Source organism: Citrobacter freundii complex sp. CFNIH9, from assembly GCF_002903305.1.
In the GTDB taxonomy this organism is placed as follows: Bacteria; Pseudomonadota; Gammaproteobacteria; order Enterobacterales; family Enterobacteriaceae; genus Citrobacter; species Citrobacter portucalensis.
This window is the reverse complement of record NZ_CP026238.1, coordinates 919,807-938,124: the sequence shown is the minus strand read 5'-3', so window position 1 is coordinate 938,124 and position 18,318 is coordinate 919,807. Positions and strand designations below refer to the sequence as shown.

Sequence of the window (18,318 nt, the reverse complement as noted above, 5' to 3'; positions counted from 1 at the left end):
GCCTGGGGTGCCTAATGAGTGAGCTGACTCACATTAATTGCGTTGCGCTCACTGCCCGCTTTCCAGTCGGGAAACTTGTCGTGCCAGCTGCATTAATGAATCGGCCAACGCGCGGGGAGAGGCGGTTTGCGTCTTGGGCGCCAGGGTGGTTTTTCTTTTCACCAGAGAGACGGGCAAAAGCTGATTGCCCTTCACCGCCTGGCCCTGAGAGAGTTGCAGCAAGCGGTCCACGCTGGTTTGCCCCAGCAGGCGAAAATCCTGTTTGATGGTGGTTAACGGCGGGATATAACACGAGCTGTCTTCGGTATCGTCGTATCCCACTACCGAGATATCCGCACCAACGCGCAACCCGGACTCGGTAATGGCGCGCATTGCGCCCAGCGCCATCTGATCGTTGGCAACCAGCATCGCAGTGGGAACGATGCCCTCATTTAGCATTTGCATGGTTTGTTGAAAACCGGACATGGCACTCCAGTCGCCTTCCCGTTCCGCTATCGGCTGAATTTGATTGCGAGTGAGATATTTATGCCAGCCCGCCAGACGCAGACGCGCCGAGACAGAACTTAATGGGCCCGCTAACAGCGCGATTTGCGGGTGACCCAATGCGACCAGATGCTCCACGCCCAGTCGCGTACCGTCTTCATGGGAGAAAATAATACTGTTGATGGGAGTCTGGTCAGAGACATCAAGAAATAACGCCGGAACATTAGCGCAGGCAGCTTCCACAGCAATGGCATCCTGGTCATCCAGCGGATAGTTAATGATCAGCCCACTGACGCGTTGCGCGAGAAGATTGTGCACCGCCGCTTTACAGGCTTCGACGCCGCTTCGTTCTATCATCGACACCACCACGCTGGCACCCAGTTGATCGGCGCGAGATTTAATCGCCGCGACAATTTGCGACGGCGCGTGCAGGGCCAGACTGGAGGTGGCAACGCCAATCAGCAACGACTGTTTCCCCGCCAGTTGTTGTGCCACGCGGTTGGGAATGTAGTTCAGCTGCGCCATCGCCGCTTCCACCTTTTCCCGCGTTTTCGCAGAGACGTGGCTGGCCTGGTTCACCACGCGGGAAACGGTCTGATAAGAGACACCGGCATACTCTGCGACATCGTATAGCGTTACTGGTTTCACATTTACCACCCTGAATTGACTCTCTTCGGGTGCTATCATGCCATACCACGAAATGTTTTGCGCCATTCGGAGGGGGCACGCCGAAGTGAGATTCAAAATGCCGACGTCAGTTCACAGGTGGGTAATGATACCAACGTGTTGATTTCGTATTTTCACTGACACCAGGATCATCCTGATGTTACAAGGATTGAATGACTACAGATTAAAATAGTCATCAACAGGTTGACAGCATTACCGGAAGCAAAGCAGAAGATAGGTGATTATATTCATGGCTATTACAGCCGACTGAGGCCGCATTCGTACAATGGTGGTTTAACGCCAAATGAATCGGAGAAACGTTACTGGAATAGCTATAACTATGTGGCCAAAATGACTTGACCACGGCTTTGTTGAATAAATCAGATTTCGGGTAAGTCTCCCCCGTAGCGGGTTGTGTTTTCAGGCAATACGCACGCTTTCAGGCATACCTGCTTTCGTCATTTTGTTCAGCGCTCGTACCAGGGCCATAGCCTCCGCAACCTGACCATCGTAGTCACGCAGCGTCAGTGAACCCCCGAACAGCTGTTTTACCCGGTACATCGCCGTTTCCGCTATCGAGCGACGATTGTAATCTGTTGTCCATTTCCACCGCGCATTACTCCCGGTCATTCGCTGATTAGCCACTGCACGGTTACGGTCTGCATATTCACCGGGCCAGTAACCCGCACCTTTTCGGGGAGGGATAAGCGCGCTGATTTTCTTACGCCGCAGTTCATCGTGACATAGCCGGGTATCGTAAGCGCCATCGGCGGCGGCTGACCTGATTTTCCGGTGGGTTTGCCGGATTAACCCGGGGAAGGCCTCTGAGTCCGTAACGTTGTTCAGCGACAGGTCAGCGCAGATGATTTCATGTGTTTTACTGTCAACGGCGAGATGCAGCTTACGCCAGATACGGCGGCGTTCCTGGCCATGCTTTTTGACTTTCCACTCGCCTTCACCGAAGACCTTCAGCCCGGTGGAATCAATTACCAGGTGTGCGATTTCACCCCGGGTGGGCGTTTTGAAACTGACATTAACCGACTTTGCCCGCCTGCTGACACAGCTGTAATCCGGGCAGCGTAGCGGAACGTTCATCAGAGAAAAAATGGAATCAATAAAGCCCTGCGCAGCCCGCAGGGTCAGCCTGAATACGCGTTTAATGACCAGCACAGTCGTGATGGCAAGGTCAGAATAGCGCTGAGGTCTGCCTCGTGAAGAAGGTGTTGCTGACTCATACCAGGCCTGAATAGCTTCATCATCCAGCCAGAAAGTTATGGAGCCACGGTTGATGAGGGCTTTATTGTAGGTGGGCCAGTTGGTGATTTTGAACTTTTGCTTTGCCACGGAACGGTCTGCGTTGTCGGGAAGATACGTGATCTGATCCTTCAACTCAGCAAAAGTTCGATTTATTCAACAAAGCCTCACTGATGATGAAAAAGCTGGCCAGCTACCCGAAACAGAATGGTCTGGCAAAGGCGCTTAGGGAGATTGGCCGCATCGAAAGATCATTGTTTATGCTGGACTGGTTCCGGGATCCTTCCCTACGTCGCCGAGTACAGGCAGGGTTGAATAAAGGTGAGGCCCGCAATGCCCTGGCGCGGGCTGTCTTTATGCACCGACTGGGGGAAATCAGAGATCGGGGACTGGAAAATCAAAGCTACCGAGCCAGCGGTCTGACATTGCTGACTTCGGCGATCTCGCTGTGGAATACGGTATATATAGAAAGAGCTATTGATGCTCTGAAGCGAAAAGGACTCCCACTAAATGAACAGCTTATTGCTCATCTGTCCCCGTTGGGATGGGAGCACATAAATCTGAGTGGGGATTACGTCTGGCGAACAAATCTCAAGCTGGGACAGGGTAAATACCGCTCATTACGCTCAGTGGATAGTAGTCTGTACAAAAAACAGGCTTAGCGTAGGATATTTAATGAGATGGTCACTCCCTCCTTCCCGGTACTATGCTGAGGACAGGCTTTCATTCGGAGAACTATCATGGAAAACATTGCGCTCATTGGTATCGATCTGGGTAAAAACTCTTTCCATATTCATTGCCAGGATCGTCGCGGGAAGGCTGTTTACCGTAAAAAATTTACCCGGCCAAAGTTGATCGAATTTTTGGCGACATGCCCCGCTACAACCATCGCAATGGAAGCCTGTGGCGGTTCTCACTTTATGGCACGCAAGTTGGAAGAGTTGGGGCATTCCCCAAAGCTGATATCACCACAATTTGTCCGCCCGTTCGTTAAAAGCAATAAAAACGACTTTGTCGACGCCGAAGCTATTTGTGAAGCTGCATCGCGTCCGTCTATGCGTTTTGTGCAGCCCAGAACGGAATCTCAGCAGGCAATGCGGGCTCTGCATCGTGTCCGTGAATCCCTGGTTCAGGATAAGGTAAAAACAACCAATCAAATGCATGCTTTTCTGCTGGAATTTGGCATTAGCGTTCCCCGAGGAGCTGCCGTTATTAGCCGACTGAGTACCATTCTTGAGGATAATAGTTTGCCTCTTTACCTCAGCCAGTTATTGCTGAAATTACAACAGCATTATCACTATCTTGTTGAGCAGATTAAAGATTTGGAATCCCAGTTGAAACGAAAGTTGGACGAAGATGAGGTTGGACAGCGCTTGCTGAGCATTCCCTGCGTCGGAACACTGACAGCGAGTACTATTTCAACTGAGATTGGCGACGGGAAGCAGTACGCCAGCAGCCGTGACTTTGCGGCGGCAACAGGGCTTGTACCTCGGCAGTACAGCACGGGAGGTAGGACGACATTGCTGGGAATTAGTAAGCGAGGTAATAAAAAGATCCGAACTTTGTTGGTTCAATGTGCCAGGGTATTCATACAAAAACTGGAACACCAGTCTGGCAAATTGGCCGATTGGGTCAGGGATTTACTGTGCCGGAAAAGCAACTTTGTCGTCACTTGTGCTCTGGCAAACAAGCTGGCCAGAATAGCCTGGGCCCTAACGGCACGACAGCAAACTTATGTAGCATAACGGCAGAAATACACCGGTTTAAAGAATTACTGATCTGGTTTTGCGAATACTGATATTGATGATACTAACGGCCCACCGGCCTGTTGAGGAACCTGTAAAACGGAAAGGCTCATTGAAGCCGTATATTTTCTGGAGGTTCATCAGGCGCGGAACTCATCAAGGCGCGGGAATAAAATCCCATTCAGACGCCGGATAGATTCAAGCAAGCCAACTTGTCGTCAAAATCGGTGTTGCAAAAACGGGAGTGACCATAGATTCCGTTTTCCAAGCGGACCCCATATTGCTCTGCCGTAACCTGTTTCAGTCCCGTTAATCATCACCGTCGGGCTGGTCATACAGTTCCCAGAGCTTCAGGAGCAAACGGGAAACAAGATATGTTACAAAAATGACGACCATCAACGGTGCTCCCGATTAACTGACAGATGACACGCCTCCTGAAAACCCCTAGCATACGCCGCAGTGTTCATGCTAACGGCGAATTCCAGTAAATGTATTCTACCGATGTCGTAAAAGAAAATGCCTACCTTTCAGCCACCCGCTCGGGGCTGGAATCGAACGAGATCGCTACTCTTCAGCGCTCCTTGCCTTCCCGGTTTAATCTGCGGCATTTGAAAAAAAATGAATCATTAAAACTCGTACTGCAAAAGAAAGCGGGAAAATCACGTGTCGTGGCCTATAAATTTACGTCCGGTTCATTTAATTACACGGCGTATCGTATATCAGATAAAAAGTTCTATAACCTTTCCGATACTTCCGGGAAAGGCAGTCTCGATTATCCGTTACCGGCCACAGCAAGACTCAGTTCGCCTTTCAATCCTGCAAGACTTAACCCGGTATCGGGAAAAGTGAGTCCCCATAATGGCATTGATTATTCCATGCCCATGAACACGAAAATAGTCAGCGTCATCGACGGAAAAATCACCCGGGCCGAATACAACAGTACCATGGGATATTTTGTTGAAGTAACGGGAAAAGCCGGTGTTAAAACTCGCTATCTCCACCTCAATAAAATACTCGTTACTAAAGGGGCCAGGGTTACCCGGGGAGACGCTATTGCGTTATCCGGTAACAGCGGACGTTCATCCGGTCCTCATCTGCATTACGAGCTGGTCATCAATAACAATCCTGTTAACTCACTGGCGTTCCGGGCAGCGGCACCCGCTGATAACAAACTTGAACAGCATGCCTTTGCGCATGCCAGAGACTACGAACGATACCTGGACTGATAACGGGGCCGCGACGCGGCCCCGTCTGCCGGATTAATTTTTTTTATCGTTTTCACTTCCTTGATGTTGATGATCTCCATGCCCTCCGTGGCCGTGGAAAAGATGCATTAGCGGGCAGACCAGCAATAACAGATATGGCCAGTAACCTGCCACATGTGACCAGTGTTCGCGCAGGAGGGCAAATGCCGCGATCGCGGCGACAGCAATAAGCGCATAGGTGGTACTTTTCATACTGGACTCCTTCTGTTCGTAACAGCCCCTTCACTCAGTGTTATTTCCCGAGCCTGACACTTTTCAGACGCAACGCATTCACAATGACGCTGACGGAGGAAAGAGCCATGGCCGCCGCCGCAATAACTGGCGACAGCAGTATTCCATACACAGGATAAAGCAGACCTGCAGCCACAGGCACGCCAAGTGCGTTGTAGATAAATGCAAAAAACAGATTCTGACGGATATTTTTCATGGTGATCTCTGACAGATGACGGGCCCTGTTCAGTATCATCAAGTCGCCTTTGAGAAGGGTGACTCCGGCACTTTCAATTGCCACATCTGTACCCGTTCCCATGGCTATACCCACGTCAGCCGCTGCCAGCGCCGGGGCATCATTCACACCGTCTCCGGCCATCGCAACCACATGGCCAGACTCTTTCAGTCGGGTTATCACTGCTTTTTTGCCATCCGGCAGAATTCCGGCTTCAACCTCATCTATTCCCAGTTTCCGTGCGACTGCTTCAGCAGTAAGCTGGTTATCCCCGGTGAGCATAACGATGCGGATCCCCGCCTGACGCAAAGCTTTAAGCGCATCCGGCGTGGTTGTTTTCACGGGATCCGAGATAGCTATCAGGCCTGCAAGGTCCCCGTCTGTGGCCACATAGATAACGGTAGCGCCTTCCATCCGCAACGTATCCGCAACGGCCTTTTGATTATCAATAACGATACTGTTTTCCTGCATAGCCAGTTCATTACCAATAACAACCCGTTGACCTTCGACATCGCCTGAGACACCTTTCCCCGACGGGGCATTGAAATTACTGACGGCAGGTATCACGATCCCCTTTTCATGCGCGGCTCTGACAACAGCCATACCCAACGGATGCTGCGAACCTTTTTCCACTGCAGCTGTTACACGTAAAAGAGATATTTCCCCACCCGGACTGAGACTGATAATCCCTGTCACCGTAGGCGAACCTTCCGTGAGCGTGCCTGTTTTGTCGACAACCAGCGTGTCCACTTTTTCAAGACGCTCAAGGGCTTCGGCATTCCTGATTAACACCCCGGCCTGGGCGCCTTTGCCCACCCCCACCATTATCGACATCGGCGTGGCCAGTCCCAGCGCGCAGGGACAGGCAATAATCAGGACCGACACAGCCGCAATGAGACCGTGCGCCATCCTGGGCTCGGGCCCCCAGACAGACCAGATCAAGAAAGCAACAACCGCGATAAGTATCACCAGAGGAACAAACCAGCCTGAAACGCTGTCTGCCATTCTCTGGATGGGGGCACGCGAACGCTGTGCATCAGCGACCATCTGAACAATTCGTGAGAGCATCGTTTCATCACCGACTTTCTCTGCACGGATGATAAGACTACCTGTCTGATTAATCGTCCCCCCAATGACAGGGTCACCCTTCGTTTTGGTAACCGGCATAGACTCCCCGGTCACCATCGATTCATCAACGGTTGTTTTGCCTTCGATCACGATACCGTCGACCGGAATACTCTCTCCAGGTCTGATGCGGAGCTTATCGCCAGGCAGGACATCTTCCGCATTAATATCCGTTTCATGACCGTCATGATCCAGCCGTCTGGCGGTTTTGGGGGCAAGGTTCAGAAGCGCAGTAATGGCGCCTGAGGTTTGTTCCCGTGCCCGCAGCTCAAGAACCTGTCCCAGCAGAACAAGCACCGTAATAACTGCTGCGGCTTCAAAATAAACGGCCACCAGGCCATCCATGTTTCTGAACGATGCAGGAAACCAGGAGGGGAAGACGGTTGCAATGACGCTGTAAACCCAGGCTACGCCGGTCCCCATTGCAACAAGGGTAAACATATTCAGGGAGCGGTTACGTAACGACATTCCGGCCCGGGCGAAGAATGGCCAGCCACACCACAACACGACAGGGGAGGCCAGAAGCAACTGCAGCCATGTGTTGTACTGTGGCGGTACTGTATTCCTCAAGTCGGGAAACAGATGAGATCCCATTTCGAGTACCAGAACCGGAAACGCCAGCAACAACCCCAGCCAGAAGCGTCTTGTCATGTCGTGAAGTTCATCACTCGGCCCCGTGGATGCCGTAGCTACGAGCGGCTCCAGTGCCATTCCACAGACAGGACAGCTTCCGGGACCACTGCGGCGTATCTCCGGGTGCATCGGACATGTCCACACACCTTCAGAATTCTCTTTTTCCGCCTGGTTGTGAGGCTGTTTTATCTGATCAGGGCTGACTTCGTGATGATCGTGGTGATGGTGATGGGAATGTTCACTGGCATCTTCGGTAAGATAACGATCGGGATGGGCTTTAAATTTACTCTCACAGCTGGCGGAGCAGAAATAAAGTTGGTGGTCCTGGTATCGAATGCTGCTGTGCGCCCTGTCGGGCAGGATGGCCATCCCGCACACGGGATCTCTCACCTTATGCAATACGTGGCCCTCGTCCGGGGATAATGTCTGCTCAGAAGCAGTCTGGTTGTTGTGTTGCACTGCATTGTCATTTTTCACAGTAACTCTCCTTATGCATACCGAAGCATCTTCTGTCTTCAGGGTATGTCATGGATGCGATTACCACGAATATCGCCGGCACAGGAGTGCCTGCTACCGGCGTCCCGTTATCAGCCGTTCCGCTGACTATTCGATTCGCTGGAAGACTTTTTTACTTCCATCCGGTGAGAATGCGATAACATCGTAAGCCTCTTTTCGGGCTCCCATCTCCATTCCAGGACTTCCTGCTGGCATACCGGGGGTGGCGAGACCGTATATACCCGAACCAGACTGCATTGCCTTATGTATCGTTGTCGCAGGCACATGGCCTTCAATGATCAAATTACCGGCAACCGCGGTATGACAACTTCGTAGTCCTGCAGGAATAGCATGCTTTTCTTTCAGGGCTGACAGCGCCTGATCATTCATGACGTGAGTTCGTACTTCAAACCCGTCTTTTTCCATCGCTTTGCCCCACAGGGAACAACAGCCACAGTTTTCAGATTTGTACATATCAATCACTTTTTCACTCGCCATCGCGGGCAGTGAAAGGCCGAGAGCCAGCGCCATCAGAACCACTTTTTTCATACTCACCTCTGTATATTATCGATATAAACCCTGACGTCAGGGTGAATCAGTAAAGAAGGACACCCACAGGGGGTGCCCTTTCAGGTTCAGGACACGCTTTTTTTATGTCTGCGCAGCCAGATTAATTTGTAGGCGGCAGGAATAATGAACAGGGACAGCAGCGGAGCCGTGATCATCCCACCAATCATGGGTGCCGCGATACGGCTCATGACTTCTGAACCTGCACCGGTTCCCCAGAGTATTGGCAGCAGACCCGCAATGATCACCGCCACGGTCATGGCTTTCGGCCGGACACGCAGTACGGCACCATGATAGAGGGCTTCATCAAGGCCTTCCGGTGTGAACGTCTCTTTACGGGACAATTCCGGGTGCGCTTCAATGGCATGACGCAGATACATCAGCATGACCACGCCAAACTCTGCTGCCACCCCGGCCAGGGCGATAAACCCGGTTCCGGTCGCCACTGACATATGGAAGCCCTGCCAGTACAGGAACCATATCCCGCCAACCAGGGCAAACGGCAGGCTCATCAGAATAAGTAAGGCCTCATCAGCCCGGCGGAATGCCAGATATAACAGGATGAAGATGATCATCACCGTCATCGGTACCATCAGTTTTAATTTCTTATTGGCGTGCTCGAGTAATTCAAACTGTCCTGAGAATGCCACACTGGTCCCCGGTCTCAGTTTCACTTTCTCACTGATGGCCGTCTTAATATCGTTCACCACCGACACCATGTCCCTGCCGCGGGCATCAACATAAATCCAGCTGGCTGGCCGGGCATTTTCGGTTTTCAGCATGGTTGGTCCGGAAACGACCTTAATATCGGCAACATCGCCCAGCGTAATTTGCTGCTTCATTGGGGTCAGGATTGGCATCTCTCTCAACGCCTGCGGACTGTTACGGTAATCCTGCGGATAGCGAATGTTAATAGGGTACCGGGCCACGCCTTCAACCGTCTCACCCACCATAGCCCCACCGATTGCTGAAGAGACGAACAGCTGGACGTCGCCCACAGTCATCCCGTACCGGGAAGCTTTCTCCCGGTTGATATCGATATCGATGTAGCGCCCGCCCTCAAGTCGCTCAGCCAGGACAGACACCACGCCAGGCACGGTTTTGGCGACCGCCTCGATACTCTGCGCCGTCGCGTCGATATCGGACAGAACAGTCCCGGACACTTTGATACCTATCGGGCTTTTGATCCCGGTTGAGAGCATATCAATACGGTTACGGATAGGCGGCACCCAGAGGTTTGCCAGACCCGGTAAACGGACGGTCCTGTCGAGTTCATCAATAATCTTGTCAATTGTCATGCCGGGACGCCACTGATCCTCAGGTTTGAGCTGGATCGTGGTTTCCACCATTTCGAGCGGCGCGGAATCCGTTGCGGTCTCTGCTTTACCGGTCTTGCCAAATACAGAAGCCACTTCAGGAACGCTTTTGATTAACTTGTCTGTTGTCTGCAGGAGCGCTGCAGCTTCTGCCGGAGAGACACCCGGCAGGGTCGACGGCATATACAGCAGATCGCCCTCGTTAATCTTCGGCAGAAACTCACCGCCCACCTGACTCAGTGGCCAGATAACCGTGAAAATGGACAAGGCCGCAACCAGCAGGGTTGTTTTTGGCCAGTGGAGGACCCGCAGCAGCAAAGGATGATACGCTTTGATCAGCACCCGGTTCAGGGGGTTACTTGTCTCGGCAGGAATTTTCCCCCGGATCCAGAATCCCATCAGAATAGGAATGACGATGATGGCCAGTGCGGCCGCTCCCGCCATGGAGTACGTTTTCGTGAATGCCAGCGGGCCAAACAGACGACCTTCCTGCCCTTCCAGGGTAAAGATAGGAATAAAGGACAGGGTGATGATCAGCAGGCTAATGAACAACGCGGGTCCCACTTCCACGGAGGCGTCGGTAATCACCTTCCAGCGGGTGGCGTTGTCAATCTGCTCACCCGGATGCTGATGATCCCACTCCTCAAGCCGTTTGTGCGCATTTTCAATCATCACAATGGCGGCATCCACCATCGCACCGACGGCAATCGCTATCCCTCCCAGCGACATGATATTGGCGTTCAGTCCCTGGAAGTGCATGACGATAAAGGCGATACACAGGCCAAGTGGCAGAGAAATAATCGCCACCAGGGCAGAACGGACATGCCAGAGGAACAGTGCGCAAACGACAGCAACAACGATAAACTCTTCAAGAAGCTTGTAACTGAGGTTATCAATCGCCCGGTCGATTAACTGGCTGCGATCGTAGGTGGTCACGATTTCAACGCCTTCCGGCAGGCTGGCCTTCAGCGTCTCCAGTTTATCCCTCACTGCCGTGATAACGTCGCGCGCATTTTTACCCGACCGCAGGATCACCACGCCGCCAGCGACTTCTCCCTGGCCGTTCAGCTCGGCAATACCACGCCTCATTTCGGGCCCGGTCTGCACGCGGGCAACATCCCGCAGATAAACCGGCACGCCGTTCTCACCTGTTTTCAGGACGATGTTATTAAAATCATCAATGCTCTGAAGATAACCGCTGGCACGGACCATATACTCCGCTTCGGCCATTTCAACGGATGAGCCACCGGCCTCCTGGTTAGACGATTCAAGTGCCTGTTTCACTTCGGGCAGGCTGATACCGTACTGGGACAGTTTTACCGGATTGACCTGAATCTGGTACTGTTTCACCACGCCGCCAACCGAAGCGACCTCAGCCACGTTCGGGATGGTTTTCAGCTCAAATTTCAGGAACCAGTCCTGCAGAGAGCGCAGTTCTGAAAGGTCGTGTTTTCCGTTGCGATCGACAAGGGCATATTCAAAAATCCAGCCCACACCCGTGGCATCAGGACCGATTTCAGAACTCACACCGGCAGGCAGTTTTCCCTGAACCTGATTCAGATATTCCAGCACGCGGGAACGGGCCCAGTACAGATCGGTGCCGTCTTCAAAAATGACATACACATACGAATCCCCGAACTGTGAAAAACCACGCACGGTTTTTGCGCCAGGTACGGACAGCATGGTGGTGGTAAGTGGATAGGTGACCTGGTTTTCTACAATCTGCGGGGCCTGGCCGGGATAGCTGGTTTTGATAATGACCTGCACATCTGACAGGTCAGGCAAGGCATCGACCGGCGTGTTAATAATCGTCCATGTACCCCAGATGCTGAGAAACAGGGCCCCCATCATGACCAGGAAACGGTTGGCGACAGAGCGCCGGATAATCCATTCAATCATCGTCGTCTCCTCAGTGCCCTGAATGCATATTTACAGGCTGGTCAGACATTGCTGGCATACTGCTTTCTGTTTTTTCAGGGTGGCGCATACGTTCCAGCGCGCCCGTAATATTGGCTTCGGAGTCAATGAGGAACAGGCCACTGACCACCACGGTATCGCCTTCATTCAGGCCGGAACCGATGCCGGACTGTTGCTGTGATTCATGCAGAACGTGGATCTGTTTCGGCACAAACTTGCCTTCATCATCAACAGTAATCACGCGCTGTTCTTTGCCGGTATCGATAACGGCCTGGCTTGGTATCAGCAGCATCTCCTGGCTCTTGGTATTCAGTTTCAGATAGGCATTCATGCCCGGCTTGAGAAACTCATCCTTATTAGAAACCTGGAGACGGACCTGAAGCGTACGGGTTGTCTGATCCACGCTGGGAAGAATGTTCCATTTTTCGACATGGAATGTTTTATCCGGATAAGCCGGTACCGAAATTTCAAACTGCGACGTATCTTTCAGCAGATATGCGATAGATTCTGGCACTGCAGCGCTGATCCAGACCGGGTCCATCCCCTGAATCTGAGCCACTACTTTATCTTTCGAAATATTCATGCCGGTGCGCAGGTCAAACGCAGTAATGACACCATCAATAGGTGCTTTAATGGTAAAACGGGTCTGGATTGTGCGGGTTGAACGCAGCCTTTGAATATCCTCTTCCGGCATACCAGCCAGACGAAGTCGCTCCAGAACCCCTTTTATCTGGGTTGACGTACCACCGGTGCTGGATAACAGAAGGAATTCACTCTGTGCTTCCACCCAGTCCGGAATGGTAATATCGATAAGTGGCGTCCCCTTCTTCACATGATCGCCAATCGTCATGGGGTAGACTTTTTCGACAAACCCGTCAGAACGCGCCTGCACAATAACAAACTGATACTCGTTATAGCTGACATTAGCCGGGATTGTCTGAGAATAATTCAGCATTCCTCGCGTGACTTTTTGCGTTTTTAATCCCAGATTCTGAACCTGGGTTGGGTCGATACGGATCCCGCCACTGCTTTTATCGCCACTGTCATCAGCATATTTTGGCACCAGGTCCATATCCATAAAGGGCGATTTTCCGGGTTTATCAAATTTGGTATCCGGTTTCATTGGGTCATACCAGAAAAGCACCTTTCGTTCCGGTGCCTTTTGTTCTGTTTTTTCTGTCTTTTGTGCTGAGTTTACATACTGCCAGGCAGTAACCGATATCAGCCCCCCTGCTATGAGGCTGCTGATAATTATTGCAGCATATTTTATCTTTAAAGAAGCCATACAATTTTCCGCTAAAAAATCAAAACACCTGGCATATGCGCCTGACGGTTAACTCACACATATACCTATGTGAATGTACAGGCGCACAGGATGTAATCGCTCCGGACAGCCAATCAGGACTGCGTCACGTTAATGCTTTTGAGTAAGGAGATATTGCCCTGCTGAATAAACGAGAAATCGACATGGTTGCCTGTTTTCAGGGCATTAATAGCATCGTCTGCATTAACAAAAGTAAAGCGCATGGTCATTGCAGGCCAGCCCACCGCTGGAATTGCTTCATGCGAAATGGTGATTTTCTTAGTATTCATATCAATGTCTTTAACGACACCGGTGCCCTTGATAACTTGCTGTACCGAAGCATCACTGGCAGTATTCATATCGCCATGCTGATGTGTTTCAGCATGAAGACCGGCAGAAAACATGACAGAGAAGGCACCAAATAAAACGGCTTTAAGTGAATTACGCATTTTAAATTTCCTGATTAATGAAATAAATTTACTCTACCCAACCGCCACCCAGTGCGGTAAACAGATTAATTTCGTTAACCTGCCGGGAATAGGTAAGATCGAGAATGGTTTGCTGCGTAGCGAAGAGAGAACGCTCTGCATCCAGCACTTCAATGTAACTGACAGCACCACTGGAATATAATCCTCTGGCACGCTGGAGAGTTATCTGAAGTGAATCAAGATAACGCTGCTGTGACTCAAGTTGCTGGCTAAGGCTGTCGCGCAGCGCAAGCGTGTCGGAAACATCCTTAAAGGCTGACTGAATTTTTTGTTCGTAATTAACCACCGACTGTTGCTGGCGAATTTCAGCCAGCTTCAGATTGGCTTTATTCCTGCCAGCATTAAATATAGGAATTTCAATTTTAGGGATAAAATTCCACATTCCACTTCCTGACGTAAACAGGCTGGACAGCTCCGTACTGCTTGCGGAAAGACCACTGGTCAGGGTAATTGAGGGGAAAAAGGCCGCTCGCGCTGCGCCAATATTGGCATCAGCCGCTTTCAGCTGATATTCCGCTTCCATAATATCCGGTCGCTGCAGCAAAATTTGTGAAGACAGATTTGGTGGCAATTTTACTGGGGCTATCTCCCCGCCTTTCATCCCTTTTTCTGACGGAAGTGCGCGGTACGTTCCCAGCACCAGTTGCAGGGCATTGTTTGCCTGAGCCAGATCGCCTTCTCGTTTGGCTATTTCGGCGCGGGTACTTTCGATTTGTCCTCGCGCCTGTTCAAGTGCCAGAACGTTCGTACTCCCGGTCACGAGCTGCTGCTCAACGAAAGCATAGGACTGTTGATAATTTTTCAGCGTTTCCCGCGCAATACGAAGTTGTTCGTACGCCAGTTGCTGGCTGAAATAGCTTTGTGAAACGTTGGATACCAGCAGGATGTGTACGGCCCGACGGGCTTCTTCGCTGGCAAAGTAGTTCTGGCGATCAGCATCACTCATGTTCTTAAGTTTGCCGAAAAAATCGAGCTCATAACTGAACTCCAGACCTGCGTCGTACTCCTGTGTGGTCGGCTTGTCACCTTTCAGACCACCGCTGTATGTGATCCCGGATGAGGCATTCAGCTGGGGATAACGATCTGCATCCGTGACGTTGAACTGGGCCCGGGCCTCTTCAACCTTCAGTGCAGCCATTCTCAAATCACGGTTATTAGTCAGGGCTTCAGTAATCAGCCGGGTGACCTGGGGATCGACAAAAAAGTTACGCCAGCCCGTATCCTGATAGCCATTCACCGCTGGCGTCAGGCTGTTACGGGACAGTGAAAACTGCTGGGGTACCGGTGCTGCCGGACGCTGATATTCAGGCGCCAGAGAGACACAACCAGCCAGAATGAAGATTGTGCTGATGCTGAGTAGTTTTAATTTGAACATATTGCTTCTCGTCCAGGCAGACCTGGTAAATGGTTCAAATGAAGTTCAGAGTATTACCAGGGTTACTTTACAGAATGCACTCTGTTTGTCGGGTGACAGAATAATGACAATGTTGTCATTTTTACGGTAATTCGTTGATTACGATCGTGTGCGCAATAGAATGACATTAGCAGCCAGACGGGGAGCAAGATGAAAATATTGATCGTCGAAGACGAAATTAAAACAGGTGAATATCTCAGCAAAGGGCTTACAGAGGCAGGGTTCGTAGTGGATCACGCTGATAATGGTCTTACCGGATATCATCTCGCCATGACAGCCGAGTATGATTTAGTCATTCTGGACATCATGCTGCCTGATGTGAACGGCTGGGATATCATCCGCATGCTGCGCACTGCCGGAAAGGGTATGCCGGTCTTACTACTGACGGCCCTCGGCACGATCGAACACAGGGTCAAAGGACTGGAACTGGGTGCGGACGATTATCTGGTTAAACCCTTTGCGTTTGCCGAACTGCTGGCCCGGGTGAGAACCCTTCTGAGGCGGGGAAACGCGATGATCACGGAAAGCCAGTTTAGGGTGGCTGATCTCTCGATGGATCTCGTATCCAGAAAAGTCAGTCGCGCCGGAAACCGCATTGTGCTCACCAGTAAAGAGTTCAGCCTGCTGGAATTTTTCATTCGCCATCAGGGCGAGGTTCTTCCCCGTTCCCTGATTGCCTCTCAGGTCTGGGACATGAATTTTGACAGCGACACTAACGCGATTGATGTCGCCGTAAAGCGACTCCGCGCTAAAATAGACAACGATTACGGGACAAAGCTGATCCAGACTGTCCGGGGCGTGGGCTATATGCTGGAGGCCCCGGATGCATAGCAAACCTTCCAGGCGCCCTTTCTCACTCGCCCTGCGGCTGACCTTTTTTATCAGCCTGTCCACGATACTGGCTTTTATCGCCTTCACCTGGTTTATGCTGCATTCTGTTGAAAATCATTTTGCCGAGCAGGATGTCAGCGATCTTCAACAAATCAGCACTACCCTGAACCGTATACTGCAGTCCCCGGTGGATCCGGATGAAAAAAAAGTAAGCAAAATAAAGGAGTCGATTGCCAGCTACCGCAACGTTGCCCTTTTGCTCCTCAATCCCAGGGGGGAAGTGCTCTTTAGTTCAGCGCAGGGGGCGGCACTACACCCGGCCGTGAATTCCGCAGATTTTAGCGAGCACAGCCGCGCACGGGATGTCTTTCTCTGGACGGTGGAGGATCCTGCGAGACCGATGGATACCGGGTCTGAAATGAAGATGGAAACATACCGGATTATCGCCTCCTCTGGCCAGGCGATATTTCAGGGCAAACAGCAGAATTATGTCATGCTGACTGGCCTCTCCATTAATTTCCATCTCCATTACCTCGATGCGCTGAAAAAAAATCTGATTGCGATCGCCGTCGTGATAAGCCTGCTGATTGTTCTGATCATTCGCATCGCTGTCCGTCAGGGGCACCTGCCCCTTCGTAATGTCAGCAATGCCATTAAAAACATCACCTCCGAGAATCTTGATGCGCGGCTGGAACCGACACGCGTTCCCATTGAGCTGGAGCAACTGGTTATCTCGTTCAATCATATGATTGGAAAGATTGAGGACGTCTTTACCCGCCAGGCCAATTTCTCTGCCGATATCGCGCATGAGATCAGAACGCCCATCACCAATCTGGTGACGCAGACTGAAATCGCACTGAGTCAGGATCGAACCCAGAAGGAACTTGAGGATGTCCTCTACTCCAGTCTTGAAGAGTATAACCGGATGACCAAAATGGTCAGCGACATGCTGTTTCTGGCACAGGCGGACAATAACCAGCTTATACCTGACAGGGTCCGTTTTGACCTCAGAGCAGAAGTCATGAAAGTCTTCGAGTTTTTCGAAGCCTGGGCCGAAGAACGCAATATCACGCTCAAATTTAACGGGATGCCCTGCCTGGTTGAGGGAGATCCACAAATGTTCAGAAGAGCGATCAATAATCTGTTATCCAATGCCCTGCGTTATACCCCGGAGGGACAGGCCATAACCGTCTCAATAAGAAAGCAGGAGAGCTTTTTTGACCTTGTGATTGAAAATCCAGGGAAACCGATCCCTGAAGAACATTTATCAAGGCTGTTTGACCGTTTTTATCGGGTGGATCCATCCAGACAACGAAAAGGAGAAGGCAGCGGCATCGGCCTTGCGATTGTGAAGTCAATCGTGGAAGCACATCACGGAAGAGTGCAGGTGGAATCAGACGTACGCTCCACGCGTTTTATCTTATCCGTGCCCAGACTGGAGAAAATGATCCCGGAAACCCAATGCTGAAAATAAAGATGTAAATGACAAAGATGTCATTAGCCTGTCATGCAGCAAACAGAAGCCATTCGATATAATTAGTGCAACTTATCAGGAAGGCTGGATTGCTTCATCAATACCCGGCGTCAGAGTACGCCAGGAAATGAATATCCAGCCCTCTTCCGGAGAAATAAACGCTGCCGAACTTGTTTCAGTTATGGAACTGAAAACACCGGTTGTACTTCCCCGGACATCACTAATTCAGAAATGGAGAGTTATCATGAAAAATATCGTATTAGCATCTTTGCTGGGCTTTGGTTTAATTTCATCGGCCTGGGCCACTGAAACCGTGAATATCCATGATCGCGTCAACAATGCACAGGCTCCTGCTCACCAGATGCAGTCTGCTGCGGCTCCTGTCGGGATCCAGGGGACTGCTCCTCGTATGACCGGTATGGACCAGCATGAACAGGCCATTATTGCTCATGAAACCATGACGAACGGCTCGGCGGATGCGCACCAGAAAATGGTGGAAAGTCATCAGAAGATGATGGGAAATAACACGGTATCCACGACCGTCCCGTCAACGTCTTACGCGGCGATGAATGAGCATGAAAGAGCAGCGGTTGCCCATGAATTCATGAATAACGGGCAATCCGGCCCACATCAGGCCATGGCCGAAGCGCACCGCCGCATGATCAATGCAGGCTGAATGCGACGGTAGTATCCGTGCTGTTACCTTTTCCCTGATAGATTTTCCTGAAACAACGTTGCTACATTTTTGCCCCCCGTCAGGGGGCTTTTTTGTCTGACTCAGCTACACTTAACCGGTACCTGTCTGAAAGGAATTATTATAGGGGTCTGACGCTCAGTGGAACGAAAACTCACGTTAAGCGATTGTGGCTGAGAAAAACCAAAGGATCCGGCGAGGAT

At 51.1% G+C, this 18,318-nt stretch carries 14 protein-coding genes and 2 pseudogenes; 7 read left to right on the top strand and 9 right to left on the bottom strand.

Annotated elements, in window-relative coordinates; genetic code table 11:
• Positions 1–48: 48 nt before the first annotated feature.
• The gene (gene lacI / locus C2U43_RS04745; RefSeq protein WP_070559120.1) at positions 49–1,131 is read right to left on the bottom strand and encodes a DNA-binding transcriptional repressor LacI; all 1,083 of its coding nucleotides are present in this window, start codon (positions 1,129–1,131) and stop codon (positions 49–51) included.
• 237 nt (positions 1,132–1,368) lie between these two features.
• Between lacI and C2U43_RS04740 the strand changes: the two are divergent.
• Positions 1,369–1,509: pseudogene (locus C2U43_RS04740) on the top strand (IS3 family transposase); the annotation flags it as partial.
• Positions 1,510–1,569: 60 nt separating this feature from the next.
• Here C2U43_RS04740 and C2U43_RS04735 read toward each other — a convergent pair.
• Complete coding sequence (locus C2U43_RS04735; protein WP_001118619.1) at positions 1,570–2,493, bottom strand: IS5-like element IS903B family transposase; 924 nt, start codon at positions 2,491–2,493, stop codon at positions 1,570–1,572.
• 74 nt (positions 2,494–2,567) lie between these two features.
• Between C2U43_RS04735 and C2U43_RS04725 the strand changes: the two are divergent.
• From C2U43_RS04725 to C2U43_RS04715, 3 genes and pseudogenes are all read left to right on the top strand, one after another.
• Positions 2,568–3,065 (top strand): annotated as a pseudogene (locus tag C2U43_RS04725) (Tn3 family transposase); the annotation flags it as partial.
• A gap of 78 nt (positions 3,066–3,143) precedes the next feature.
• Positions 3,144–4,148: an IS110-like element IS4321 family transposase gene (locus C2U43_RS04720; protein ID WP_000427623.1), complete on the top strand. Its 1,005-nt coding sequence runs from the start codon at positions 3,144–3,146 to the stop codon at positions 4,146–4,148.
• 488 nt (positions 4,149–4,636) lie between these two features.
• Positions 4,637–5,374, top strand: a complete 738-nt coding sequence (locus C2U43_RS04715; protein ID WP_004118669.1) for a peptidoglycan DD-metalloendopeptidase family protein — start codon at positions 4,637–4,639, stop codon at positions 5,372–5,374.
• A gap of 33 nt (positions 5,375–5,407) precedes the next feature.
• Here the strand turns inward: C2U43_RS04715 and C2U43_RS04710 are convergent, their stop codons facing one another.
• The 7 genes from C2U43_RS04710 to silC all read right to left on the bottom strand — a co-directional run bounded on the left by C2U43_RS04710 (position 5,408) and on the right by silC (position 15,077).
• Positions 5,408–5,605, bottom strand: a complete 198-nt coding sequence (locus tag C2U43_RS04710) for a DUF2933 domain-containing protein (RefSeq protein ID WP_000843497.1) — start codon at positions 5,603–5,605, stop codon at positions 5,408–5,410.
• Positions 5,606–5,645: 40 nt separating this feature from the next.
• Positions 5,646–8,093 (bottom strand): Ag(+)-translocating P-type ATPase SilP, encoded by a 2,448-nt coding sequence (gene silP, locus C2U43_RS04705; protein ID WP_070559443.1) that lies wholly within the window; start codon positions 8,091–8,093, stop codon positions 5,646–5,648.
• Positions 8,094–8,219: 126 nt separating this feature from the next.
• The gene (locus tag C2U43_RS04700; RefSeq protein WP_000758228.1) at positions 8,220–8,660 is read right to left on the bottom strand and encodes a DUF411 domain-containing protein; all 441 of its coding nucleotides are present in this window, start codon (positions 8,658–8,660) and stop codon (positions 8,220–8,222) included.
• An 86-nt stretch (positions 8,661–8,746) separates the two neighbouring features.
• Positions 8,747–11,893 carry a Cu(+)/Ag(+) efflux RND transporter permease subunit SilA gene (gene silA / locus C2U43_RS04695; RefSeq protein ID WP_004098958.1) on the bottom strand — a complete coding sequence of 1,049 codons (3,147 nt, stop codon included), beginning with the start codon at positions 11,891–11,893 and terminating at the stop codon, positions 8,747–8,749.
• A 10-nt stretch (positions 11,894–11,903) separates the two neighbouring features.
• Positions 11,904–13,196 (bottom strand): Cu(+)/Ag(+) efflux RND transporter periplasmic adaptor subunit SilB, encoded by a 1,293-nt coding sequence (gene silB / locus C2U43_RS04690; RefSeq protein WP_049016439.1) that lies wholly within the window; start codon positions 13,194–13,196, stop codon positions 11,904–11,906.
• Between the two features lie 113 nt (positions 13,197–13,309).
• Positions 13,310–13,663 carry a cation efflux system protein CusF gene (gene cusF, locus C2U43_RS04685; RefSeq protein ID WP_001246155.1) on the bottom strand — a complete coding sequence of 118 codons (354 nt, stop codon included), beginning with the start codon at positions 13,661–13,663 and terminating at the stop codon, positions 13,310–13,312.
• A gap of 28 nt (positions 13,664–13,691) precedes the next feature.
• Entirely contained in the window at positions 13,692–15,077 is a 1,386-nt protein-coding gene (gene silC, locus C2U43_RS04680; RefSeq protein ID WP_038633711.1) for a Cu(+)/Ag(+) efflux RND transporter outer membrane channel SilC, read from the bottom strand.
• Between the two features lie 189 nt (positions 15,078–15,266).
• Between silC and silR the strand changes: the two genes are divergently transcribed.
• From silR to silE, 3 genes are all read left to right on the top strand, one after another.
• Positions 15,267–15,947, top strand: a complete 681-nt coding sequence (gene silR / locus C2U43_RS04670; protein ID WP_038633715.1) for a copper/silver response regulator transcription factor SilR — start codon at positions 15,267–15,269, stop codon at positions 15,945–15,947.
• Complete coding sequence (silS, locus tag C2U43_RS04665) at positions 15,940–17,415, top strand: copper/silver sensor histidine kinase SilS (protein ID WP_032433718.1); 1,476 nt, start codon at positions 15,940–15,942, stop codon at positions 17,413–17,415. Before silR ends, silS begins: the two co-directional genes overlap by 8 nt.
• A 250-nt stretch (positions 17,416–17,665) precedes the next feature.
• Positions 17,666–18,097 carry a silver-binding protein SilE gene (gene silE / locus C2U43_RS04660; RefSeq protein ID WP_000790483.1) on the top strand — a complete coding sequence of 144 codons (432 nt, stop codon included), beginning with the start codon at positions 17,666–17,668 and terminating at the stop codon, positions 18,095–18,097.
• Positions 18,098–18,318 lie beyond the last annotated feature (221 nt).